Source organism: Rosistilla ulvae (assembly GCF_007741475.1).
In the GTDB taxonomy this organism is placed as follows: domain Bacteria; phylum Planctomycetota; class Planctomycetia; order Pirellulales; family Pirellulaceae; genus Rosistilla; species Rosistilla ulvae.
Genome location: NZ_CP036261.1, coordinates 6,238,179 through 6,261,472 on the forward strand (window position 1 = coordinate 6,238,179; position 23,294 = coordinate 6,261,472).

Sequence of the window (23,294 nt, forward strand, 5' to 3'; positions counted from 1 at the left end):
CTTTGGAGCTTCGCCCGCGATGCCAATCACTGATTATCGACGTCGGTTTCTGATCAAAGCCTCCCTATCGCTCGCGGCAACAAGTCTGCCCGGTTGCGGAACGATCTTCTTCCCCGAGCGCGTCGGCCAGCCGCGCGGCGGACCGATCGATTGGAAGGTGGTCGCTCTGGATGGCGTTGGGCTGCTGTTGTTTGTTGTCCCCGGTATCGTCGCTTTTGCTGTCGACTTCTATAACGGAACGATCTTCCTGCCCAGCTACAATTACAGTCAGATCGAATCGCAGCGGACCGACGAGCTGTTGGCGGTGGAGATCGAAAAAAGCGATATCTCACAAGAGAAGATCGAAGCGATCGTCTCAAAACACGTCGATCAAGAAGTCGAATTGTCCGCGGGCAAGTATCGCGCAAACCCCTTACCCAGCATGGATCAGTTCTGGGGATTGGCTGGAAAAATGCGAGCCGCGTTCAGTTGATCCGCTGCACGACGCGGCCGACCAGTCTGGATCAGCCGACGCTCGACCATTACTTCAGCGAGATCGGCCGCTTGAGATGACCGCGGCGATTGCGGATGCCCAGCGCTTGGATCACGTGATGCCGGCAATCGTTCAAGATCGGGATGTTCAGGGCGTTGTGATTCCGCATCCGTCGCTCGGCGGTTGCGGCAGAGATACCGTAGACTTTCGTTGCCGAGACACCGATTCGTTTTCGTTCCAGTTGGAATCCGCGTTCCATCACTTGGGTGCCGTAGAGTTTGCACTCATAACAATTGCTAACGGCTACGCCATTCTCATAGACTATGGGCGAGACGCCTTTGGGGCAGATTGCGATCGATGCGTGTAGGATCGCGCCGACCTTGGGGACGGTGCCGCGTAGCTTGCTGGTCACGATATAGACTTCCCGATCATCGACCGAGGCCTCTTGGTTCAAGACGCTTTTGCCCAGCTCTCCGGCGGCCGCTGCGTTTTCACCGAGGGCCGGCAGATGGTGGCATGCGGTTGCCAACAGCAACGCGAACAGCCGAAGCGATTGGGAAACGTTGAATTGAATCATGAACACGAAGGAAGCGACGGATTGATTTTCGAGAGCCGAGGAGCAACGCGAGGAACGCCAGCTGCGACCGCAAACGCTTCGACCGGTGAGCCGTTCCGCGGTGCGTGGAGCTGCGAAGCGGCGAGCCAGTACGTTGCCTAAGTAAAACATACGATGCAAAAAAGCATCATGCGGCCCGTTGGGCAAAGATTTCCGATTGTTCCGATTGGCCGGATGGTGGGCGCAGCGGGCAGCGAACCCGAGACCGATCGTTCGACGCGTCGAATTCGCTTGCTGGAGGGAAGAGGTTGCTGTCGATAGGCAGCCAACGACCGCGCCGAGAGAGAGGGCCAGTGGAACGGCGAACCGATCACTCGCCGTGGCGGCGGTTTGAGAGAGAACGCAGTCGGAGACTGGCTACTGGGCTGTTTCTCGCGACATCTTTAAAGCGCGTTGGACGTTTTTGCCTTTAAAAAACAGCGACGCGCCAAACGCGTTCTTTTCGATCGGCACGGTGATGTCGACTGTCAGGTTGGCGGAATTGCTGGTGATGTTGGTCGGATTTACTTTGATGTTCGCGTTGGTGATTCCGATCGTCGACAGAATCTCGGTTGCCTTGGCGCGAACTTCGTTGCTCGTCGCCCCGGGAACGATCCCGGTGCGAGCGGCTTCGTAGACGGCGTTATCGACCGTGTGCCGAATCATTGCGACGCGGCAGAATTCAAACGAAGCGAAGAAGAACGCGATCGCGATCCCTGCGGTCAGGGCAAACTCGACAGCTACCGCACCGCGACGCGAGCGTGCGCTGCGGGAAGCGATCGGTTGGCGTCGGCTGGAGTGTTTGTTTGTCATGGCTATTTCGTGATCAGGGTGCTAAGGGTGAGCGCGATTTCGCGATAGATCGCGATTAATTGAGCACCGTTGTCGGCATGGAAATGCTTGCCGCGACCGGTGGTTGCGATTCGTTTCATCCGCGTGATGTCCGCCCCGGCGCCAAATGTAATGGTGTGGATGAAGACACCCTGTGTCGCAAGGATTTGAGCATCGGTCTGTGGATCGCGTCCGGCGTTGTGGATACCGTCGGTCATCACGATCATCGTTCGTTCGACAAAGTCGGTGTTGCGTCCTCCGCTGAGGATTGCTCCCCCGACACTCATCCCCGCCGAGATGCTGGTCGATCCGGAAAATCGCATCGAATTCATGGCGGTGGTGATCTGTCCCAAGGAGGTCGTCAGCGCGACGTCGGCGGTGGCGGAACTAGAGTAGGAGGCGAGCCCGACGACTTCTTCCACTGGAGTTCCCGATAGCGTGTTGACGAAGATGTTGATTGCGTTTTTAAGGTCGGTTGCTTTTTGGCCAAACATCGAACCGCTGCGGTCGACGACCAGCACGACGTCCCGTTCCAAAAACGTTGCGGTGGCTTCCTGTTGGGGTTGGAAATCTTCGACGCCGAAGATGCCACCAAACAACAGCTTGACGCTCCCCGATGCCGATCCGCTGGATCGGTCGCCGAGAATCTGAATACTGTTGATCGGAGTCCCCGAGGTCTGGAAGATGAATTTGCCGCTCTGTGGGTCGGCGACGGAGCGACCGAATTTGATGTCCGCGTTATTCAGCAGCAAGGGTTTTCCAGCAACCAAGTTCTGGCTGGCAATCGCTTTCGCCTGGCGTCTCGCATCTGCTCGGCTCTGGGTCGCCGAGAGTTCCTGGGCCGCAGCTTTTGCGGCGGCATCGGTTGCCGAACGCAGCTGAGTGCGGGTCAGGTGCATGTGGGCCAAATCGATCGAAAATACGACCGTCGCCAGGAATGCAATCATCAGCACCGCGACAAATACCATCATCGCACCGCGGCGATGTTGGGCTGGTGTCTGGCGTCGGCGAACCGATTGTTGAGTCTGTTGCGTCATACTTTAAATCCTTGCAGTGTTGGCGTGGCCCGCGGAATGGATGTCTACTCTTTCACCATCACGACTTGCGCCGTGATCGTTTTGTCGGCGATGAACTTCCCCAATACCTGACTGTTCGGCTGGGTAGGTGCAGAGACCGAGACCGTGATCAATTCACCACGATTTGCGTTGGTAATGTCTGTTGGTGAAAAGACAATATTTGATTGCTTGACCTTGCGGGCCGTCAGAATCGAATTCCCACTGGCTTTGGAACCCGCGGTGGTCGATCCAACTCGGATCGCTTCACGGGCCGCTTCATAGGCTGAAATGCTGAGTGTTTGCTTCAGGAAAATCCGACTAGCGGCTTCGATTGTGCCAAACACCAGCAGCGCTAGCAGCGGTAGACAGACGGCAAATTCGACAATGGCGGTACCACGCCGTGATTTTGCATGCGGTCGGCGGACGGGGGACTGTTGGATCATCGTAGGGGTGCCTTGTTAAACACTTACGGGTGATTCGGATTCAATTTCAGTTGCCGAAACCTGTGTCTCGGACTGATCAGGGTGTGTCGGCTGTGTCGCGGAAGCCAGTTGCTGTTTCTGGTGTCGCGCCAAGACCAGGTTGAAGTCGGCAGCGAGGTCTTGCAGGAAGTCTCCTTTGCGGAAACTGATCGGTTTGACGTGAGAGCCCTCGGCAACCGCTTCCATCGCCCGACGCAAACGTTGAATTGGCCCTGCAAACCGGTTGCTCAACCGCATCGTGTCACGCAAGAAAATCGGCAGCATCGCTGCTGAAATAATCAGGAACGGTGCGTAGCGTTGCAGAAACAAGCTGGCCGTTTCGCCCCACGTTGCGCCTGGTTCTTGTTCAAACAGCATCAACCAGATCATCAACGCAACGCTGTTGGCGACCATGAAGGAGGCCCAGTGAAACGTGATTCGCTTGAGAAGTGAGAGTTGTGTTTCTGGGTCGACGAAATTTGATTTTCGACGTGTAGTCTTGGACATGAGGTGACCTTCGGGAGATTGCTTCGAAGCGTTTAACGCCGTGCCAGGCTGCCGTGGTGGCGGTCCATCGGGCGAGGAGTATTGGATCGGTTCCGACGTGGAACCCTGTGTCGGTCGGATGAAGCCTAGCATTCATCTGGAAGTGGGGGCGCCATGGCGGAGACTTCAACCTTGATCATTTCGTGAAATCATCCAATGATGCGATGCATTCGGGTCACAACGGTTGTATCGAACCGGTCGAGAAGGGCAGTTTTTCGGCCGGATCCGGGCTTGCCGTCATCTTCCATGGCGACATACTCTGGCGGCTGTGCATCGGCTAGACGAACCACCCTTATAAAACGACGAGAACAGCAGAATGGACGTGGATCAAGAATCGGACGCTCCGAAATGGAAGCCGCTGGGGACGACCGAACGCCGTGTTTTGGGCGTGTTGATCGAAAAGGCGAAGACGACCCCCGATAACTATCCGATCACGCTCGCCTCGTTGACCGCCGGTTGCAATCAGAAGAGCAATCGCGCACCGCAGATGCAGCTGAACGACGACGATGTCGATCTGTCGCTGGATCGTTTGCGAAGCGTTGGTGTCGCGGTCGAAGTCCAGGGGAGCGGCCGCGTCCCCAAGTATCGCCACACCGCTTACGACTGGTTCGATGTCAAAGGACCCGAGATCGCGGTCCTGACCGAATTGATGCTCCGCGGCGAACAGACCGTTGGCGAATTGCGGACGCGGGCTTCGCGGATGGAACCGTTTCAAGATCTCGCGGCGCTGCAACCGGTTCTGCAGATGTTGCTAGACAAAAACTTAATCGTCGCGCTCACGCCGCCAGGCCGCGGTCAGTTGTTTACTCACAACCTCTACCCCGACGCCGATCTGGCCCATTTGAGAAAGAAGATCACCGGAGACAGCAGTTCGCCGTCGCCCCAGCCGGTTGCTGTCGCCTCGCAACCCGCGACGCCAGTTCCTGCTGCGGCTGCCGTCGCTCCGGCGAACGACGAATTGCAATCGATGCGCGACGAGATCGCTCGGCTATCCGAAGAGGTCGCTCAGTTGAAGCAGCGACTCGACATCCTCGAATCGTAGTCCTGGCCGCGATCGATCCGCCGCTGACGCCCGGTGAGCGTTCAGCGGCGGGAAACTGCCGGCGACGCGGATCAATCGCGCGATCCGGGAGTGACTTTCAGCTTCAACTCTTTGTCGCCGCGTCGCACCGTAATCGGCACCTCTTCGCCAATCTTGAGCGCTTCGATGGCGTACGTGTAATCGTAGATGTTCTCGATTTTACGTCCGGCCAATTCGATGATCAGGTCGCCGCCGCGGACTCCCGCCTTGGCTGCCGGTCCATTCTCCGAAGCTCCGCTCAGCATCACCCCTTTGACATCGCCGGCGGCGTAATCGGGGATCGTTCCCAGGTAGGCACGCATCTGTGCCCGGACCTGTTGCTGCGGCGCGGTGTGCTTGGTGTATTCGGGAGCGTCGTCGGCGGTTGCCAGCGAACGAGCGATCAGCCCCATCAGCCGCGCCGTCTGCGCTGCGCCTTCGTAATTTAAGGTGTCGGGCGTATCGCGCGGCGTGTGGTATTCGCTGTGCGATCCGGTGAACGCCGACAAAATCGGAACGCCACGCATGTAGAAGGTGCTCGCATCGGTTGGCAGATAGGTATCCGTTTGCAATGTCAACGCGAGTCCGACCGGCGCGTTGCGACGCTCGATTTCGCCGTTCCAAACTGGCGAGGAACCGATCCCTTGCAGGACCAATTTTTCACGCAGCCGCCCGACCATGTCCATGTTCAAACAGGCAGCCATCGCGGGATACAGCGACAGCGGCGGATGACCTTCGGGGGCGGGGACTTGCGGATAGAGATCGTAGAACTTGTCGGCAAAGGCGTCGGAACCCAACAGCCCCAACTCTTCCCCCGACCACGCGGCTAACAAGATGTCTCGCTTGGCCGGCAGCTTGCCTCGACGTTGTAGATCGGTCAGGTATTGAGCGACTTCCAGCATCGCCGCGACGCCGCTGGCATTGTCGTCGGCACCAACATGAACTCCGTTGCGCTCATCGTCGCGAGCGAGGCTACTGCCCGAAGCACCGGTTCCCAGGTGATCGATGTGGGCACCGATCAAGATCGCTTGGTCGCTCGGGGCGTCGCCGACTTGCAAGCGGCCGATCACGTTGCGGCCGACTCGCTGTTGCTTTTGGACGTCGATCTTGGCTGTCAACTTCGCTTCGCCGAGATCGAATCCCATCGCGGGCTCGCCCGAATCGAGTTCCTTTTGAAGTTCCGCCAGCTCCTCGCCGGCAGCTTTGACGATCTTCGCCGCCATCGCATCGGTGACGCTGATCACGCCCAGGCTGGTTCCCGACAGCGAGCCATCGAAACGCAATGGCACCAATTGTTCGCGGACCTTGCTGGTCGGACCGCTGACGACGATCAAGCCGCGGGCGCCGCGATCGCGAGCGACCATCGCCTTGAATCGCAGGCTGCTGTAGGCCGACCAGTGCTGTCGCTTTTCGGCGGAGATGTCGGCGGGCAGATGGCGGAAGACCATCACCCATTTGTCTTCGACATCCAGGTGGACGTAAGCGTCCTGAACGGGATGCTCCTCCGAGCCGGGAGCGACGACGCCGTAACCGGCGAAGACGATGTTGGCCGGTTCGAATTCGCCCGTTTTCGAAAACGCCAGCGGTTGCCAATCGGTTCCGACTTTAAACGACTCGTCACCTACGGTCAGCGAATTGCCTTCGCCCAGTTCGACGCCGGCTGTGAATTCAAAGTTCTGGAAGAAGCTGCCGTCGGCTCCGGCCGGTTTGACGCCCAGGTTTTCCAGATAGGCAGCGACGTAAGCGGTGGCCGCTTTTTCGCCCGGCGTGCCGGTCAAACGACCGCCCAGTTCGCGGCGGCACAGGTAATCGACGTGCCGCATGATGTCCGATGGTTTGAAGTCGGCGTGCGATTGGCTGGCAGCTTGGCGGCCAAGTTCCTCGGCATCTTGCGTGTCGACGGTCTGCGATGCGTCGAGCCCCAGCAGCTTGCGAGCTCGCGCATCGTTCCAGGTGGCGGTGTAGATCTGCGTGTTGCCGCTGGCGGTGCGATTGGTCGACCAGGAGAGCTGTTTGCCGTCGGGCGAGAAGACGGGCAGGCCATCAAATCCGTCGGTGTAGGTGACGCGAACCGGTTCGGATTTGCCAGCCGCATCGATCAGATAGAGCTCGAAATTTCCAAACCCATGCAGGTTGGTCGTGAAGATCAGATAGTCGCCCGAGGGATGGTAATACGGGGCCCAGCTCATCGCTTTCATGTTGGTCAGCTGTTGCGGGGCAGATCCATCGATCCCGATCGTCATGACTTCGGCAGTGGCTCCGTTTTCGGAGAACCGCCGGAAACAGATCCGCTTGCCATCGGGCGAGAAGAAGGGGCCGCCGTCGTATCCCAACGTATCGGTTAAGCGACGCACGTTCGATCCGTCGGCATTGGCGATGTAGAGGTCCATCATCGCAGCCGGGTCCAGCTTAAACAGCTTGGCCTCTTTCGGCGTCAGTTCCCTCTCGTACGCGACGCGGTTAGACGCGAAGACGATCTGTTTGCCGTCGGGCGAATAACTGGCTTCGGCGTCGTAGCCCTCGGCATCGGTCAATTGCGTGTATTCTTCGGTTTCGCGATTCCACGCCATCAGCTCGTATTGCGGATCGTAATCCCAGCTGTAGCGTCGCTGTTTCCCCGATTCGCGGATCGCGATCTCTTCGTCTTGTTTCGTCTTGGCAGCGGGATCGTTTTGAGTCGATGAAAACAGGACGCGTTTCCCGTCGGGATGGATCCAGGCGCAAGTCGTCTTGCCCGTGCCGGGGGAGACGCGATCGAGATCACCCGTCTCGAGGTCTAAGAGATAGATTTGGTAGAAGGGATTTCCCGGTTCGCGTTCGCTCTGAAAGACCATTTGCGAGCCGTCGGCGCTGTAATAGCCCTCGCCCGAACGGCGGCCGCTGAAGGTCAGTTGCCGCGTGCCGGTCAACCACTCTGCCTCTTTGGCGGCCGCTTCCTTGGGATCCAGTTTTTCCTGGTCCGCCGTCGCCGCAGCGTGATGTGGCGAGGCGACGTCAGCCGTGGCAGCTGGTTTGCCGTCGGCCGGTTTTGTTTTGGCGGCGTCGGGATCATCGGCGATCGACAGGGTTGCTGGCGACAGCAGCAGGCTGGCCGCAAGCAGACCGGTAGCGTAGCGATGGAGGTGCATATTTCAGTCCTTCAAGAATGCGTTGGTGGGATCCGCCCCGTGCGGACGCTTCATTGTAGGCCGATCAGTCGCGGCGCGGGGAGGCGTGGGCCGCAGAGAGGGCTATTGCCCGGCGGCTTGTTGGATCTCGCCGTCGAGGGCTTCGATCAATGGATCGAAACGTGGGATATCGACGGCGTTGTTCCCTTGTTCGTGTTTGCGGAACAGGAACAGATAGGTCTCGTTTTGCGGACGGTAGCGATGGAAGAACAGCTGGTTCTTTTCGATCACTTTGTCGCGGAGAGACTTCGTTTTTGCAGCGGTGTAGTCGATCGCGGGGACTTCGGCTTGGTGCAGCAGTTCGCGGGCCAGTCGATCTCCCAGCTGCTGGTATCCTTGTTCGGTCAGATGCAGGCCGTTATCGAAATCGGCGTCGGAGACCAACGGGGCCAGATCGATCAGCGGCAGCTTGCGCTCTTGAGCCGCTTGAGCGATCGTTTGGCGAACGCTTTGGTTGGCTGCGTCGTAATCGGTCGTTCGGACGCCAGGCATGTGAAACGGTTGCAGCAACACGACACGCACGCCCGCAGCGGCTTGGTCGTCCAACAGTCGATCCAGATCGGCGGAGAACTGTTCGGCAGCGGTCAATCCATTCAGAGCGGCTGCAAACCCATAGCCCAGGACGACGATCGTTGGCTTGGCGGCGGCAAGGTCTCGCTGCAAGCGGGCGTATCCATCCTGCGGACTACCGAACAGGGCGCGGGCTTCGGCGCGAGCGTTGTCGCCCGACCAACCGAGATTGCGGACCGCCAGCTTTTGCTGGGGTGCAAGTGTTTGCAGGGCGGTTTCAAAATAGCCGTTCTGTTGCATCCGTTCGACCCACGTACCACCCACCAACGCAACTCGGTCGGCCGAGCGAACGCTGGCGGCTTCGTCGGCAAACGTTTCGTTCGCGCAGAGGCAGTTAAAGCCAAGGAGAAGGGTGAGTAACTGGCAAGTGTATTTGAAGCGCATCTCGAGATTTTCCAGGGGCGTTGAATAGCAACAGTATAACGTGAGCCCCGGCGATGTGGCACTCGATATTTTGGGTGGCTCTGGGGAGGTTCGTTTTGCCAAGTTAGGCGGTTCAAGTTGTGAACGTCTTGCCGCTCACCTCGCAGTTTGAAAAATCGATTTTCCCTGATCGGCGACCCCAGTTTTGAATAGGTATCCGATTGTTGCGTGGCTGGCGATTTCGGGAGCGTACCAGCCCACAAGACGGCTGCGATCGAATGCGAATTGGCGACAGGGAGTGGGGGTGGTTCGCTGGACGGCCCGACTTCCAGCCTGTTAGAATCAGTCGTGGAAGGTGCCGGTATCCGTGCACCTTGGTGCCACGTTTTCCGAGAGTTTTGCCTGGGGCCGTTTGCGATTGTGTCGCCGGTTGTGGTCGCCACGCCAATGGCGTGGCCCAATCCGTGGGGTGCATGCAGATCGGGGTGCATTCTCGCGAGGGCGTGTGGGGAGTCCAGAGGAGTTGCGATTCAGCACGCTCCGGATGGCAATTAATCGAGGGGCTCATGAAAATTTATGACCAAGCTTGCAACCGCATCGAAGCAGCACCCCGGTTCGATCGCTCGCAAGGTTTGCATCTTCGTGACGGTCCTATTGGTTGTTGTGACCTTAGTGATCGCGCTTGTCGGATTTTTGGTCAGTCGTGGAATCGTTCGCCAGCAGGTGCATGAACGTCTGCGAGTCGTCGCATCGACACGGCACCATATCTTCTCAGATTACATCGCCGGGCAACGCGTTCGGATCCAGCATTATGCCGATCGCCATCGGGTGAAAACGGCTGCGGTCGATGACGTCCAGGGGCCCGAGGACAAGGCGGCTGCGATGAATCGGATGGTGGCCGAAACGAAGGAGCAGTTTATTGGGATCGTCGACGCCTGGCTGGCCAGTCCGCGCGGCAAGGTGATCGCCAGCACCGATCCAGCTCAACTGGGGAAAGACTTCTCGAAGGACGAAAGTTTCACGCATGGCATGAAAGCGGCATACGTTGCCGCTCCGCAGGACCTGGGCGAGTCGTTGATCTCTTACCTGACGGCTCCTGTGACCGACGAGACGGGCAAGTTTGTTGGCGTCCTGTTCGTCACCACCGAGATGTCGAGGCTGCGGCAATTGGTGCGCGACGACAACGGGTTGGGGGCGACGGGGGACATCCTGATTGCATCGCGTGACGGAGACAAGTTGAACTACTTCTTTCCATCCACGATGCCGCGCCCGACCACGGTCGATCAAGCGATGGTTGTAGGCCAGGCGATCGCGGGAGAGTCGAGCCCCGAGGCGGTTCAAACTCGGATCGGTGAGGACGAAGTCTTGGCGACGTTCCAGCCGATCAATCTGCAGCCTGGCGTTCGCGATTGGGGGATGGTTGTCAAAATCAATGTTGCCGAAGCGTATGCGCCGGTCTACCGGTTGGCCAAGTTGTTGTTCATCTTTCAAGCGATCCTGTTGGTCGTGGTCTGGACGGCGACCCAGTGGCTGACCCGTCGCTTTACGGCACCGCTGGATCGGTTGACAGGGGTTGTCAGTCAGTTTGCCTCGGGACAGCGGGAACTGCGAGCCGAACTCGATTCGGACGATGAGATCGCTGCGTTGGGGGACGCCTTCAACCATATGGCCGATGCTGTGCTGAGGACCGAGCACGATCTGGAACACCGCGTGCAACAGCGGACCGGCGAACTGCAAAAGGAGATCGACACGCGAAAGGAAGTGCAGCGTCAGTTGGTCGATGCCCGCGACGTGGCGGAAAAGGCGAACCGATCCAAGAGCCAGTTTTTGGCGAACATGAGCCACGAGATTCGCACGCCGATGAATGGCATCTTGGGGATGGCCCAGCTGTTGGAATCGGGCGACTTAAACGCCGAACAGCAGAGTCAATTGATGGCGATGCAGCAGTGCGCTCAATGGTTGCTGCAACTGCTGAACGATATCCTCGATTTTTCGAAGATCGAAGCGGGGATGTTGTCGCTGGAAAAAGTCCCTTTCGATTTCCGCGACTGCGTCGATTCCACGGTCGCCACGCTGGCAGCCCGCGGATTCGACAAGGACCTGGAACTGATCTGCCGGATCGCTCCGGATGTTCCCGTGCGGATGGTCAGCGATCCCGGACGGCTGCGGCAGATTCTGTTCAATCTGATCGGCAACGCGATCAAGTTCACCAATCAGGGACATGTCTATGTCGAGATCACGTCGCGACAGCTGGAATTTGCGAAGGTCGAATTGACGATCGATGTCAGCGACACCGGGGTCGGGATCGCGAAGGCCAACCAACAGCATATCTTCGAAGCGTTTCGGCAGGCAGACAGTTCCACGACGCGGGAGTTTGGCGGAACGGGATTGGGACTGTCGATCTCATCGCAATTGGTCGAAGCGTTGGACGGGAAGATCCATCTCAAGAGTGAATTGGGTGTTGGTTCCCGTTTTCGGATCGTGATACCGATGCGGTTCCTGCAACAACCAACCGATGTCATCGAGCCCTTGAGAGGGACGGACTTCCGTCTGTTGGTGGTCGATGATCACCCCAAAAACCTCGAGGTTGTTTGCGAGATGATCGATTCGTGGGGGCTTGCGACGTTGCCCGCTCGCAATGGCCGGCAGGCGATCGAGATTCTGGCGAAGTCGCGTGTGTCGATGGTCTTGCTTGACAACGCGTTGGAGGATTTGCCGGCCCGGCAGTGCGTGGCCAAGATTCGCCAGTTGCCCGGCTGTGAAAAGTTGCCCGTTGTGATGATGCATGGTGCCTACACACCGACCCAAATCGATTGGTGGGCTCAGGAGGGAATCGACCACTTGAGCAAACCGATCGGGCATCGCAGACTGCACGAACTACTGTTGCATCGTCTGTTGGGAATTGCCCCACAACCGGTCGATGATTCAACGCAAGTCAAACTGACGACCGCATCGGGGCAGGTGCTGCGCGTGCTGTTGGTGGAAGACAGCCTGGTCAATCGACAGGTGGCGCTGGGCTTGCTGCGCCGATTGAAATGTGACGTCGACGTGGCGACCCATGGCGGCGAGGCGGTCCAGCAGGTGTCGCGGAACCGTTATGACGTCGTGTTGATGGACGTGCAAATGCCGGTCATGGATGGTATCAAGGCGACGTTGGCGATTCGCAAATCGGAAGTCGGGACCAAACGCCATCTGCCAATCATCGCGATGACGGCTGCGGCGATGAAAGGGGATCGCCAGCGTTGTTTCGACGCCGGAATGGATGGTTACATCTCGAAACCGGTGACGCAGGAAAGTCTGGTGCTTGAAGTTCGCCGCGTGTTGGGAAGCGACGGTGGCAAGGGGGATACGAGCGATTCGCGGATCTGGAGTCATGCCCAGCCAGCCGCAGCGCCATCGGGCACATCCAATGCGCGCGAGCCGTCGGCGTCGGTCGATCGCAGCAAGCCGGTATCGCAGATCGATACCGTCATCGAATCGGACGCCGGGCATTTGGGGTTGGATCAACTGTGCACCGAATACAGCGAACAGGATGCCTTGGTGATTGCCCAGGCGCTGGTCGTCGAAGCGCCCCAGTTGATCCGCACGTTAAAAAGTTCGGCGGTCGACGGCGATCAACGCGTGCTGACGCGCGGCGCGCACACCTTAAAAGGCTCCGCGCGGGTTGTGCAGTTCGAGGACGTGGCGGAACTGTCGGCCAAGATCGAACTCTTGGCCCGCGAAGGAAAGACCGCTGAAGCGATCTCGCACTTGGACGATCTCGCTCAACGAACCCGTTCGATGACCGAACGGGTCGAAAAATGGATCCGGTCTCGAACCAATGGCCGCGAATAAGAGGCGTCGCGACAAGGCTTGCCGTCGCCAGCTTACACTAACGCAGGTTCGCGCAGTTCCAGGCTTTCCAGTTCGATCAGTTCCCAGTTGCCTGTATCGACTTCGGACGACCACAAGCTCTTAGGGCCTTCGCCGCTAAGGATGCAGTGGACGACGCTCGCTAGTGGATCGGGGATCACAAGCGCGATCGCGCCATCGCGATGCTTCTTGATGACTTTACGCAGCGCCTTGAAGACGCGTTGTTTGGCCTCTTCGACCGTCTCGCCCTCGGGAGGGCAGATCAGGTTCGGATATTCCTCCCCCTGGCGGTACAGTCGCGGCTGTTGTCGACGGACGTCGTCGACCAATTTTCCGTGCCATAGACCGTGGTCGATGTTACGGAAATTAGGGATCGCTTTGACGCGGATATCGCGTCCAGCAATCAATTCTGCCGACGTGGTTAGTGCCGATTCACAGGGCGCCGAATAGACCGCCTGCAGTTGGAACGTCGCAACGTCCTGCGCGGTGCGCCGCACCTGCTGGCGTCCACACTCGCTTAATGGCATATCCAACGAACCTTTGATTCGACGTTGATCGTCGAAATCGGTAGCACCAGGACGAACCAGTAGAATGCTTAACATACTATCCTGCTAACTCGAGTGAGGATCATGGCGTTGCACTTCCGCTCTCAGGCGGTCCAACGCGGCCGCGTAATCCGAACTGCGAAAGATCGCCGAACCAACTACAAACAGATCCGCTCCGGCCTCGCGACAGCTGCCAATCGTTCCGAGATTCACGCCACCGTCGATCTCGAGGATCAGGTCCGGCTTGATGGCTCGCAACGCTTTCAGTTTGTCGATTGCAACGGGGTTAAAAGCTTGTCCGCCAAAACCGGCGTCCACGCTCATCACCAGGACTACGTCGATCTGATCGAGAAAGGGGGTGACCGCGTCGATCGCGGTTCCCGGATTCAAAACCAGACCAGTCCCCATGTTCAAGGAACGCACGTTGTCTATCACCGGCGCGATTTCGTCAACCGCTTCGACATGGAATGTCAGTAGGTCGGCACCGGCGTCACTGAACGCTTGTGCATATCCCCCTGGGTCCTGGATCATCAAATGGACATCCAGCGGCAGATCGGTCAACTTGCGAATGGCGTCGACGATCGGCATTCCGTAGGAGATATTGGGGACAAAGACGCCATCCATGACATCCAGGTGCAGTCCTTGGCAACCGTCGTCTTCGAGCCGCCGGACCTCGCGTTCCAGGTTGCCAAAATCGCATTGCAGCAGCGACGGCAGGATCGCCGGAGCGGCCTCGAAGAGCTGCTTTACACGTGGGTTGGTCATGAAAACGCCTGTCGTTTCGGTTGGAGTGATCTTGCGAAGGATAGGTGCCGCGATCGACACCTTCGGTCAAACAAAGAGATCTTCAGTGTTTCGCACAGCGGATATCCGCGGGTATTTCAACGATGTTTGGTTTTCGCGTTGCGATCGTCGCATCGGTCGAACGCACTTTCGCGTGGCAAAAGCCGACCGGCATGCTTTCGTTCGATCATGCACAACGCCTTCATCGGCCGATCGAGGAGCACCCTTGATGCTAGCGAACCCCTGCTAGTCCTCAAGCCGCCCAATCGGTTCGTGCGGACAAAACATGGTGAATTTCGCCGCGATCCCTTCGATTTGCTCAGCGCCCTCGGTTTGCTAAATTGCAGGCCGTGGCGCTGCGGAAATGGAATTCCGTACCACTGTCGTCAGGCGAAGCAAAATTGCAAGCGAAATGCGCTCCTCGGAGCCGCCGATTGGGCACTCTGCAGGCTTCACATCGCTGCTGCGGGGGACACCCCCAAAAAATCGCCCGATCTCCGCCGGTTTCCAGCCTGCCAGTCCAGGGTGAACCGCTGTTTCAAACTGCAGCGTCTCAGGCAGGTGGTAACCCGACGCGTAAGCGAGGCGCCGTGTGAATTCCTCGCTTACGCGTCGGGTTACCCAGTATTCCCCAGTCCTAGCCGTGATTTGCCCTGGCCTACCGACTGCCCTCCGCGACGATCCCGGGGGCAATGTGTTATGCTTTGCCCTGCTGAAATCCAACCTTCGAATATGGGACCTCACTGCATTGACTGATCTTTCCGTTCAGATAGGCCGATTGGCCCTATCCAATCCGATCATGGTCGCCTCGGGAACGTTTGGATACGCCCGCGAGATGGCGCGTCTCGTCGATTGCTCACGGTTGGGGGGCATCTTGCCAAAAACGATCACCGCCCAGCCGCGGGTTGGAAACGCTCCCTGGCGGACCGTCGAAACCTCCGCCGGCCTGCTGAATTCGATCGGGTTGGACAACGACGGGATCGATGCTTTTATGGAGCATCATCTCCCTTATCTGGCTTCGATCGGGACGTCGATCGTCGTCAGCATCGCAGGCCGGACCGAGGAGGAGTTTGTCCAGTTGGCGCAGCGCGTCGGACAGACCGGGCAGATCGCGGCGGTGGAGTTAAACGTGTCGTGCCCCAACGTCTCTGGCGGAGTCGATTTTGGGACCGATCCGGACGCCTGCCATCGCTTGGTCGCCGCGACGCGAGCCGGGTGCGATGTGCCGATCTTGGCCAAGTTGACTCCCAACGTGACGCGGATCGCCGACGTCGCCTGTGCCGCTGCAGAAGGGGGTGCCGATGGCGTTTGTCTTATCAACACGGTGTTGGGGATGGCTGTCGATTGGCGTCGCCGGCGGCCGATGCTGGGGAATGTGATGGGGGGGCTGAGTGGCCCGGCGATCAAGCCTGTCGCGCTCCGCTGCGTACAGCAGGTTCGCGCGGTGACCAACGTGCCGATCATCGGTATCGGTGGGATCGCCACGATCGATGACGTGATGGAATTTTTGGTGACCGGAGCGACTGCAGTGCAGATCGGAACCGCCAACTACTACGATCCGCAGGTCTCCACTCGCTTGATCGACGAATTGCCAGCCGCCCTGCAAGAGCTGGGAGCGGCGTCGGTTGCCGAGATCGTGGGAACGCTCGATAGCACGCGACGAGTCGACGAATGAACGAAGTCCCCTCTGCAAACTTGAACCTCCCCGATCCCCACGAGATTCGCGTGGGTGTCGGGCAGCTGCTGACGCATTTGCAGCGGGTGGGGGTGGAGTATCTGCCCGCCGCCGATCCGGGGCGCGCCGAACAATGGACCACCACGCTGTTGGCTAGCGTTGCGCAGCCAGCACCCGTCGCCGCCGAGGCGGCTTCCACTGCAGCGAGCGCCACCCCCGAGGGGCTTGGCCAACCCGCTGCGGCAGCACCTCCCGCGACAGCACCGCCTGTGGCGGCCCCAGCTGCGCCAGTTGCCGCTCCACCGGCTGCCGCCCCGCCAGCGGCTGCGCCTCCGCAGCCTGCGGCGACACCTCCCACTGCGGCCCCTCAGACACCGCCGCCTGCGTCGCGACCGCAACCAGCCGCTGCGGCACCGGGGCCGACGATTTATCGGACCGCTTCGCTGCCGATCGCCGATCGCCAGGCGTCGCTGGACCATTGGCGGCAGCAGGTCGCACAGTGCACGCTGTGCCACGAATTGGCTTGCACGCGGAAGCAGACGGTCTTTGGAGCCGGGCACGCTCAGGCTCGCGTCGTTTTCTTCGGCGAAGCGCCGGGGGCGGACGAGGATCGCGAGGGGATTCCGTTTGTCGGCCGAGCGGGGCAACTGCTGACGAAGATCATCGAAGCGACAAAATTATCGCGAGATGAAGTCTATATCATGAACACGCTCAAATGCCGGCCGCCGGGGAATCGCAATCCGTTGCCGGACGAGCTGAAAAATTGCCGCCCCTTCTTCGAGGCCCAGCTGGAGATTATTCAGCCCGAATATATCGTCTGTTTGGGGCTGTTTGCCGCTCAATCGCTGCTTCAATCGGCTCCCTCGATCGGCAGGATGCGAGGCCGTTTCCACAACTACCACGGCAGCAAGGTCGTCGTCACCTACCACCCATCGTACTTGCTTCGCAATGCAAAGATGAAGGGGGCGGTCTGGCAGGACATGCAGATGATGATGCGCGCGATGGGGACGCTGCCCGCCTGATTGCCCTTGACGGGCAGTCCTCCCGAAAGTTACCACCCGCGATGGCTGCAGCGTGTGCTGCGCGATCGTGAAGCGAGGGAGATGGGATTGTCCCGTATCGGAACTTATCGGATGTTGGGAGTCGCGATTTTAGCGATTCTGTCAATAAATTGGGGATTCGCCCAAGATAGTCTGCTGCGCACCAACCCCAGCTTTGGTGGTTCGGCTGGCGTTCCCAGCACAAATCTTGTTCCGGTTCCCTCGACCTCCGCCAACGCGTTGCAGAGTCCGCCGTATCCGCAAACCGTCGCGCCGACGCTGCCACCCAATACGCAACCGATCGCACCGCCAGCCGCTTCGCTAGGGCCGCCTCAGTTCGATCCCTATCAAGCTCAACCGAACAACAACCCGATGTCGGGATTTTTTGGCGGCGCGTACAACCCCGCGCCAACCGCCGGTCCGATCGGGTACCCAACGACGCCAACGCCCTACGGAGCCCAACCGGCTTCGCCCTACGGGGCCGCCCCGGCTCCGTCGCCCTATCCATCCCCTTACCCAACTCAGGGAGCAAGCGCTCCGCTGGGCCAAGCGGGAGGAGCCTATCCGTCGTCGGTTTATCCTGGCACCGCTCCGCCGGTACTGTTTCCAGGCGGGCTGAATTGGAATGTTCCCGCCCCCAACATGCAGGGCTGGAATCCATCGGGATCGATGTTCGACGCGGGGCAAGGATCGTTTCAGTTCCTGCAGGGCCCGCGGTTTCGGCAAGCCTGGGTCAGCGGCAATGACTCTCCCGAATCGTTGGATATTCTGGACAGCGATTTTTCGCTCGCCCTCAACTGGCCGAATTTTCTGGGCAGCTTTCAGCCTCTATACATTTTGCCTTCGTTTTCGCTGCACCAATGGCAGGGACCCAATAGTTCCACCGGTGCCGATCTGCCGTCGAAGGCTTACAGTGCGTTTATCGACGTCGGCTGGCAGAGCGATCCGAACTTGATGTTTGGAACCGAGCTAGGGCTTCGCACCGGGGTCTTCACCGATTTCGAAACGTTTAACGACAATAGTTTTCGGATCATGGGCCAGGCGCTGGCGAAGCTGAGGATCACGCCCGCGACGACGCTCAAGCTGGGGGTTTATTACATCGATCGAAACGAGGTCAAAATTATTCCAGCCGGCGGTTTCCTGTGGCAGCCGACCCCGCATTCCCGCTGGGATATCTTCTTTCCGCTTCCCAAGTTGTCGCATTACCTGACGACCGTGGGGACGCAGGACATTTGGTGGTACTTGTCAGCCGAATATGGCGGCGGCAGTTGGACCGTGACTCGAGCCGACGGCGCCGAGGATTCGATCGACATTAACGACATCCGCGTGATGATAGGGCTCGAATGGGGCCGCAGCGACCTGATTAAATCGGGCCGCCGGATCGGATTTTTCGAAGCCGGTTTTGTCTTCGACCGCGAGCTCGACTACCGCTACTCACCCGACGACATCGACAACAACGATACCTTCGTGTTGCGAGCCGGTTTCGGGTACTGAGCAGGTCGTGTTGTATTTCGCCGCATCACCGCGCGTGCCGCGCTGGAGTAAAGGCTTCAGTCGACCGCGCGAAGGAGGCTTAGCCGCGGATGCGGCGATCGCATAAAGCCTGTCGCGCGAGCCACAGGATCGCATCCCGCAATCCATGTCAAAGCCCCGGCAGGGGGCCCCGCAAGCAGCAAGCGACCGCCGACATCCATTGCAATTCCGCCCTCGATTGCAAAGATCTCATCATCAGGCCGCCAATCTCGGCAACGCACGTAAGCCCCCCCACAAAGAACAAACAGTCGACAACGCCAACTTTCAAACCCAGCAAATCCCAGCCAGCCCCGGCGTCGGCCCCCGGAGCGAGTTGGGTTTGTCAGCAAAAAAACGCCGTGTAGGCTTTCGGGTTACTTTCTCCATCCTATTTTTTTTGGGTCACCGGTGTTGTCAACGAACGAGCGAGCCGGGATTTGCGGTGTGACAAGTGGATTCTCCATCGCCCGAACGATGCCCAAACGCACGCATCGCCTCCAATCGAAGCGACACCGTTACACCGAGACAATGCCGACCAAGACGAATAACGCCAGCTTTTTACATCGGCAAACCCCAATGTATTGAAAACGCCTAAGCGTTTTACAACGTCGCGACGGAGACTTCGTTTACTAGCTCGCTATACAGATCCGCGGTAACGGATGGAGCCGACAACGAAACGACTAGGCTGTAGCGGGCTGTGCTCTCGACCTGTCCAAGATGCTTTCGTTCGCGCCACCATCCCGTGGTTGGATAAACGATGATCTCGCCGGAAGACGCCAGTTCCGCGGCGGTTCCTGTCCACCAATCGCTGTGCAAAGATCCGCGAGTGCGCCCCTGGCTACCGATCACCCACCGATCTGACAGCCCGGCAAAATCGCCGGACTTTAAATCTTTCTTCTCACTGTTGTACTGAGCGACTAAGCGTTCGGTGGTAACCGTCGGGGATTTGACATCGAAACGTAGGCCGTGGCTGGCGTACCTAAAGGAGTCGCCCCAACCGCGTCGCCCAGGAGATGGTTCAATAAAGTACGAAAGGGTCACCCGCATCTCTACATCAACAGATCCAAGTTGGTTCAGCGTGCGGGTTGGCCAGGGGAGACGATGCAGGTGCATTTGATTGGCTTTGGCCTTTTTGTCCGATGCATCCATACGAAATGGCTGAAGTTCTCCTTCGTAAATCAAATTCAGTTTATTCTTCAGGCTGTATCTCGCTCGATCGAGGTCTGGACGCCCGTAGCCAAAATGACGAAGCCGGGTTTGGAATTCGGTCTTCGTTGTGGCTGGAACTTGTTTTTTGGAACCACGATCCCATTCCGCCGTATGCACCATAACGGCTCGGATGGTTTCAGGCCAAAGATCCGGGTACTCGTTCCAGAGCCTAGCGGCCATACCGCTAACCGCTGCTGTCGCAGGACTGGTGTCTCGTGTGACAGTGACAAGCCGACCGCTTGTCGGATCAAGACATGTCGTTAGAAGTCCCAAACCCTCTAGGTCGCAAGCTCGCCCGCTATCGTCTTTTGCCCAATTGCCACCCTCAAAAACGAGGTCGGGCTTCAGGGGCCATTGCTGTTGCTTCTGGTCTATCCAAGTGTTTGACGTTCGGCTGGTTGGGCTTAGCTGTCCGGGACGTGCGATTGGAATATGCTTATCAAAGCCTGGTCCACAATCGACTTTATCAGTAACCGCTCCGATTGTTATTGCATTCCAGCTTTGCCCTGGATCTTCGATGCCGAATTCGGGCCGTTCGATCATCGGGTAGTTCATTGTCGGGTCAGCAATTTCCTCTCGGAGATTTCCTCCCGCTACGAAGAGCAGTTGCTGACCAAGATTCCGGTCGATTGTTTGATCCGCATTGATCCTGACCCCGGCTGCAATCTGGTCAAGGCTCGCAGACCATGAAGATGGTAAGGCGCCCTCACGGGGATCACCCGTGGTGGACGTGATACAAATCGCCCTCTTCCGCGACGGTTCAATGCTCTGCAGCCGACCAACTGCCTCCGATGTCATTTCCCCAAACAAGTCCGTTCGATCTTCGTCAGACGGACCGACTAAACGCATGCTTTCCAAGACAATTGGTGCCGGTGGAGGTGACTCCCCGAGCATGACTGGCGTTAGGTCGCTGTAAGCCGCGATTCCCGCCATCGCTGTTCCGTGTTGTTCGCCACTATCTGCCTCCGACCAAGCGGGATCAATGGTGCCGACACACCTTTGATCAACGAATGGTTTTAACAGCGGGTGCCCAGAACGGATGCCGGTGTCGAGCAGGCTGACTGCTGCGGAATCCGCCGATGGTGGCGAAAGGACGTCGGCCAAATCGTGAGCGAACTCGGCCGACTCACGCGGCTGTAAATCGTCGAAATCGGCCGCGATAGATTTACCGGCCCGAAGTTCTGCGACCGGCAACAACAACAATGGGCTCGACTGCCAAAGCTCGATCGCACCACGCACAAGCAACACAACACGTTCGGGAAATCGAGTCACCCGCAAGTTTGTTGGTAACGTGAATCCGGCTAAAGCGGCTGCCTGTGTAAATTCTTCCAGAGTGGTTGGTTGCGTTGTACTTTCCGCGTGCAATTCCTCAAGCCAAACTTCCCACCAAATGTCGGTGCCCGGCACGGGCAGTGGTCTAGCGTCTGTCCAAAGGTCTTCTCTAATGGTAGCCGAGATGGCGTCGATCCTTGCTACGAGAGGCTCTCCCTTTGGGCGAGAGCCTGGGTCATTGGGGTCGTTGTTCTTCGTTTCGTAACGAGCCAAGACGTTGTCAACGACCTTGAATTTCTTGATCGGTAGAGAGACCACCACTCGCCAACCGGATTCGTCTTTGTGCGCACTACGGATGCGAATTTTCGATGATGAGCGGTCTAGACTATCGAGAACATCATCCGCATCCTCAGTCAGTTGGTAGGTGATCAAACACCGTCCGGTTTCATCAATAGCGCCCCGATTTGTGATCTCGTCACTGGCTGCCTTTAACTGGCCGCGTAGCTTGGCGGCATGCGTCTTTCGTTCACGCCCCGGAACGTTGTATTCACCACCACCCCCACCGCCATACGCGGTAAATGACAGCTCGAGCGTACTATCAAGAATCCGAAGATGGCGAAGCGGTTCGTTGGCGGGCGGCATCGCAAGTGCTAGTCATGGGTGATCGGACGGCAGACCGCTCCATCAGGCAGTCCAGAAGGTTGCCAATCTTAATGCATTTTCCACCACTTAGCACGATCTGGCGGGCGGCCGCCTCTGCGGATGCAACGATGTCCGCGTGGCTTAAACCGGTCGATGCATGCTCGATGACTTCCCAGTCGTCAATTGATAGTGTGAAAGCCGATAAACGATTCTCAATGAGGTTCCGCGCGTCGCCCGGTTCCGGTAAGGCGTAATGCATGATCGCATCAAAACGCCGATGCAACGCATGGTCTAGTAACGACAGTAGGTTTGTTGCCGCTACGACAAATCCCTGACCATCGTAGCGTTCCAGAAATTGCAAGAATGAATTCAGAACACGCCTGACCTCACCGACGTCGCCGGACGCGTCTCGAACAGCTCCGATCGCGTCAAACTCGTCGAAGAGGTAGACACCAGGGCTTTGTCCCATCACCTCAAAGATCTGGAACAATCGTGTTGCCGTTTCACCCAAGTATCGACTCATGAGCGAATGTAATTGCACTTCGATCAACGGCAGTTTGCACTGCCCGGCAAGAGCGGCAGCGGTCATTGTCTTCCCACAACCCGGCGGACCTACCAATAGCAGGCGTCTTCGCGGCGTCAAACCATGTGCTTCCAATGCGTCTCGGTCGCGATACTCTTTGACTAACGTTTCCAACATTTGCCGATGCCGATCCGCGAGCACCATGTCTGCGAGTTTCGTGTTTGGATAGCTGGCGACGACCAGCTCTTCAAGCGACTCGGGTGGTTTCGAGATAGGGACCGCTCTGGCTCGGCCCGCCGTCGGTGACGTCACGGGTTGACGAGGCATTGTCTCGATCATCTCTCGAAGCTGGTCTGCCAGACGCTGTTGCCCTTTCTTTGCTGCAGAGGCCGCAATCTGCATCGCCACCGACCGAAATCGGGCGTCATCACCCGATCCGTAGCTGTCGATGAGTGCTTTGATTTGCGTTGCTGTGGCCAATGAAACAATTGTGTAAGAGTTAAGTGAAGGGGGCTCGGAACGAGCCCCCTGGCCGTTTAAACCAAATTTCTCTAGTGAGCGTCTAGATCGCAACATATTCCGCCCCACAGAATAGTGCGTCTGTCGTCGCTGCGACACTGGCTCTATCATAGCGAAAACCGACCATTACAGCACGAAATCGCCTGAGACGTTGGAATCGCATGCGGAACCTCGCATAGTTGCCTTGTTTACCGCATTGGCTTCGGACGTTTGCGTCTGACGGTTTGACGACCATCCGCCAGGAACTTTTTGGTCGAGCGTATGCTGGTCGCCTCGTATTGTGATTTGTAGCAGGACAGAATGTCCCCCAATCCGGCTCCTGGGAAGCCAGGCATTTTCCGATTCGTCACCACGCGATGCGGCCTATGGCGTTGTCGATGCGGTCACGATTGGGGCCTCGTGTCTTCCGGCGGGGATTGCTCCATGGGTTGAGTTCGTCGATGGTGCGGCGTTGGTTTCGAATTCGTTCTCCGTGAATCCCTTGCGATCCGAGCACGCTCGCAAGCGTTTCACCAGCGCTGCTTGCATGCTCCGTTGGCGGACACCGAAGTGAGTTTCAGTCGTACCGGTGGCCGACGGCGGTGCTCTTCGTTTTTGCCTGC

18 protein-coding genes are annotated in these 23,294 nt (G+C 58.3%); 7 read left to right on the forward strand and 11 right to left on the reverse strand.

The annotated features are described in order from the left end of the window. Positions 1 to 19: 19 nt before the first annotated feature. Positions 20 to 472 carry a hypothetical protein gene (locus EC9_RS22150; RefSeq protein ID WP_145348242.1) on the forward strand — a complete coding sequence of 151 codons (453 nt, stop codon included), beginning with the start codon at positions 20 to 22 and terminating at the stop codon, positions 470 to 472. A 49-nt stretch (positions 473 to 521) separates the two neighbouring features. Here the strand turns inward: EC9_RS22150 and EC9_RS22155 are convergent, their stop codons facing one another. From EC9_RS22155 to EC9_RS22175, 5 genes are all read right to left on the reverse strand, one after another. Next, a complete protein-coding gene (locus tag EC9_RS22155) occupies positions 522 to 1,049 on the reverse strand; it encodes a hypothetical protein (protein ID WP_145348243.1) in 528 nt (175 codons plus the stop codon). Positions 1,050 to 1,445: 396 nt separating this feature from the next. Further along, positions 1,446 to 1,880: a TadE/TadG family type IV pilus assembly protein gene (locus tag EC9_RS22160; RefSeq protein WP_145348244.1), complete on the reverse strand. Its 435-nt coding sequence runs from the start codon at positions 1,878 to 1,880 to the stop codon at positions 1,446 to 1,448. Positions 1,881 to 1,882: 2 nt separating this feature from the next. Next, a complete protein-coding gene (locus EC9_RS22165) occupies positions 1,883 to 2,935 on the reverse strand; it encodes a VWA domain-containing protein (RefSeq protein ID WP_246105829.1) in 1,053 nt (350 codons plus the stop codon). A gap of 44 nt (positions 2,936 to 2,979) precedes the next feature. After that, entirely contained in the window at positions 2,980 to 3,396 is a 417-nt protein-coding gene (locus tag EC9_RS22170; RefSeq protein WP_145348245.1) for a TadE/TadG family type IV pilus assembly protein, read from the reverse strand. A gap of 15 nt (positions 3,397 to 3,411) precedes the next feature. Continuing rightward, complete coding sequence (locus tag EC9_RS22175) at positions 3,412 to 3,921, reverse strand: hypothetical protein (protein WP_218934349.1); 510 nt, start codon at positions 3,919 to 3,921, stop codon at positions 3,412 to 3,414. Positions 3,922 to 4,103: 182 nt separating this feature from the next. On the opposite strand from EC9_RS22175, the gene EC9_RS26715 reads away from it, so the two are divergent. Beyond that, a complete protein-coding gene (locus EC9_RS26715; protein WP_218934350.1) occupies positions 4,104 to 4,241 on the forward strand; it encodes a hypothetical protein in 138 nt (45 codons plus the stop codon). 35 nt (positions 4,242 to 4,276) lie between these two features. Then, complete coding sequence (locus EC9_RS22180; protein WP_145348246.1) at positions 4,277 to 5,002, forward strand: YceH family protein; 726 nt, start codon at positions 4,277 to 4,279, stop codon at positions 5,000 to 5,002. 71 nt (positions 5,003 to 5,073) lie between these two features. On the opposite strand, the gene EC9_RS22185 is transcribed toward EC9_RS22180, so the two are convergent. Then, positions 5,074 to 8,148, reverse strand: a complete 3,075-nt coding sequence (locus tag EC9_RS22185; protein WP_145348247.1) for a M28 family peptidase — start codon at positions 8,146 to 8,148, stop codon at positions 5,074 to 5,076. A gap of 102 nt (positions 8,149 to 8,250) precedes the next feature. After that, entirely contained in the window at positions 8,251 to 9,141 is an 891-nt protein-coding gene (locus tag EC9_RS22190; protein ID WP_145348248.1) for a GDSL-type esterase/lipase family protein, read from the reverse strand. A 555-nt stretch (positions 9,142 to 9,696) separates the two neighbouring features. Between EC9_RS22190 and EC9_RS22195 the strand changes: the two genes are divergently transcribed. Next, a complete protein-coding gene (locus EC9_RS22195; RefSeq protein WP_145348249.1) occupies positions 9,697 to 12,954 on the forward strand; it encodes a response regulator in 3,258 nt (1,085 codons plus the stop codon). Between the two features lie 32 nt (positions 12,955 to 12,986). Here EC9_RS22195 and EC9_RS22200 read toward each other — a convergent pair whose 3' ends face one another. Together EC9_RS22200 and rpe are read right to left on the reverse strand one after the other, a co-directional pair. Further along, positions 12,987 to 13,574 (reverse strand): histidine phosphatase family protein, encoded by a 588-nt coding sequence (locus tag EC9_RS22200; protein ID WP_145348250.1) that lies wholly within the window; start codon positions 13,572 to 13,574, stop codon positions 12,987 to 12,989. Positions 13,575 to 13,583: 9 nt separating this feature from the next. Beyond that, positions 13,584 to 14,282 (reverse strand): ribulose-phosphate 3-epimerase, encoded by a 699-nt coding sequence (rpe, locus tag EC9_RS22205; protein ID WP_145348251.1) that lies wholly within the window; start codon positions 14,280 to 14,282, stop codon positions 13,584 to 13,586. 766 nt (positions 14,283 to 15,048) lie between these two features. On the opposite strand from rpe, the gene EC9_RS22210 reads away from it, so the two are divergent. The 3 genes from EC9_RS22210 to EC9_RS22220 all read left to right on the forward strand — a co-directional run bounded on the left by EC9_RS22210 (position 15,049) and on the right by EC9_RS22220 (position 18,509). Further along, positions 15,049 to 15,975, forward strand: a complete 927-nt coding sequence (locus tag EC9_RS22210; protein ID WP_145348252.1) for a dihydroorotate dehydrogenase — start codon at positions 15,049 to 15,051, stop codon at positions 15,973 to 15,975. Next, positions 15,972 to 16,997, forward strand: a complete 1,026-nt coding sequence (locus EC9_RS22215) for a uracil-DNA glycosylase (RefSeq protein WP_145348253.1) — start codon at positions 15,972 to 15,974, stop codon at positions 16,995 to 16,997. The genes EC9_RS22210 and EC9_RS22215 overlap by 4 nt, the downstream gene beginning before the upstream one ends. A gap of 81 nt (positions 16,998 to 17,078) precedes the next feature. Further along, entirely contained in the window at positions 17,079 to 18,509 is a 1,431-nt protein-coding gene (locus tag EC9_RS22220) for a hypothetical protein (protein WP_145348254.1), read from the forward strand. Between the two features lie 618 nt (positions 18,510 to 19,127). On the opposite strand, the gene EC9_RS22225 is transcribed toward EC9_RS22220, so the two are convergent. Both EC9_RS22225 and EC9_RS22230 read right to left on the reverse strand, forming a co-directional pair. Beyond that, complete coding sequence (locus EC9_RS22225) at positions 19,128 to 21,650, reverse strand: S8 family peptidase (protein ID WP_145348255.1); 2,523 nt, start codon at positions 21,648 to 21,650, stop codon at positions 19,128 to 19,130. Beyond that, entirely contained in the window at positions 21,607 to 22,653 is a 1,047-nt protein-coding gene (locus tag EC9_RS22230; protein ID WP_218934351.1) for an AAA family ATPase, read from the reverse strand. The genes EC9_RS22225 and EC9_RS22230 overlap by 44 nt, the downstream gene beginning before the upstream one ends. Positions 22,654 to 23,294 lie beyond the last annotated feature (641 nt).

Excerpts from the sequence above, each read along its gene's own strand:
- EC9_RS22155 (WP_145348243.1), bottom strand. The coding sequence starts at position 1,049 with ATGATTCAATTCAACGTTTCCCAATCGCTTCGGCTGTTCGCGTTGCTG.
- EC9_RS22170 (WP_145348245.1), bottom strand. The coding sequence starts at position 3,396 with ATGATCCAACAGTCCCCCGTCCGCCGACCGCATGCAAAATCACGGCGT.
- EC9_RS22160 (WP_145348244.1), bottom strand. The coding sequence starts at position 1,880 with ATGACAAACAAACACTCCAGCCGACGCCAACCGATCGCTTCCCGCAGC.
- EC9_RS22175 (WP_218934349.1), bottom strand. The coding sequence starts at position 3,921 with ATGTCCAAGACTACACGTCGAAAATCAAATTTCGTCGACCCAGAAACA.
- EC9_RS22215 (WP_145348253.1), top strand. The coding sequence starts at position 15,972 with ATGAACGAAGTCCCCTCTGCAAACTTGAACCTCCCCGATCCCCACGAG.
- EC9_RS22220 (WP_145348254.1), top strand. The coding sequence starts at position 17,079 with ATGGGATTGTCCCGTATCGGAACTTATCGGATGTTGGGAGTCGCGATT.
- EC9_RS22165 (WP_246105829.1), bottom strand. The coding sequence starts at position 2,935 with ATGACGCAACAGACTCAACAATCGGTTCGCCGACGCCAGACACCAGCC.
- EC9_RS22195 (WP_145348249.1), top strand. The coding sequence starts at position 9,697 with ATGACCAAGCTTGCAACCGCATCGAAGCAGCACCCCGGTTCGATCGCT.
- EC9_RS22150 (WP_145348242.1), top strand. The coding sequence starts at position 20 with ATGCCAATCACTGATTATCGACGTCGGTTTCTGATCAAAGCCTCCCTA.
- rpe (WP_145348251.1), bottom strand. The coding sequence starts at position 14,282 with ATGACCAACCCACGTGTAAAGCAGCTCTTCGAGGCCGCTCCGGCGATC.
- EC9_RS22180 (WP_145348246.1), top strand. The coding sequence starts at position 4,277 with ATGGACGTGGATCAAGAATCGGACGCTCCGAAATGGAAGCCGCTGGGG.
- EC9_RS22185 (WP_145348247.1), bottom strand. The coding sequence starts at position 8,148 with ATGCACCTCCATCGCTACGCTACCGGTCTGCTTGCGGCCAGCCTGCTG.
- EC9_RS22190 (WP_145348248.1), bottom strand. The coding sequence starts at position 9,141 with ATGCGCTTCAAATACACTTGCCAGTTACTCACCCTTCTCCTTGGCTTT.
- EC9_RS22200 (WP_145348250.1), bottom strand. The coding sequence starts at position 13,574 with ATGTTAAGCATTCTACTGGTTCGTCCTGGTGCTACCGATTTCGACGAT.
- EC9_RS22225 (WP_145348255.1), bottom strand. The coding sequence starts at position 21,650 with ATGCCGCCCGCCAACGAACCGCTTCGCCATCTTCGGATTCTTGATAGT.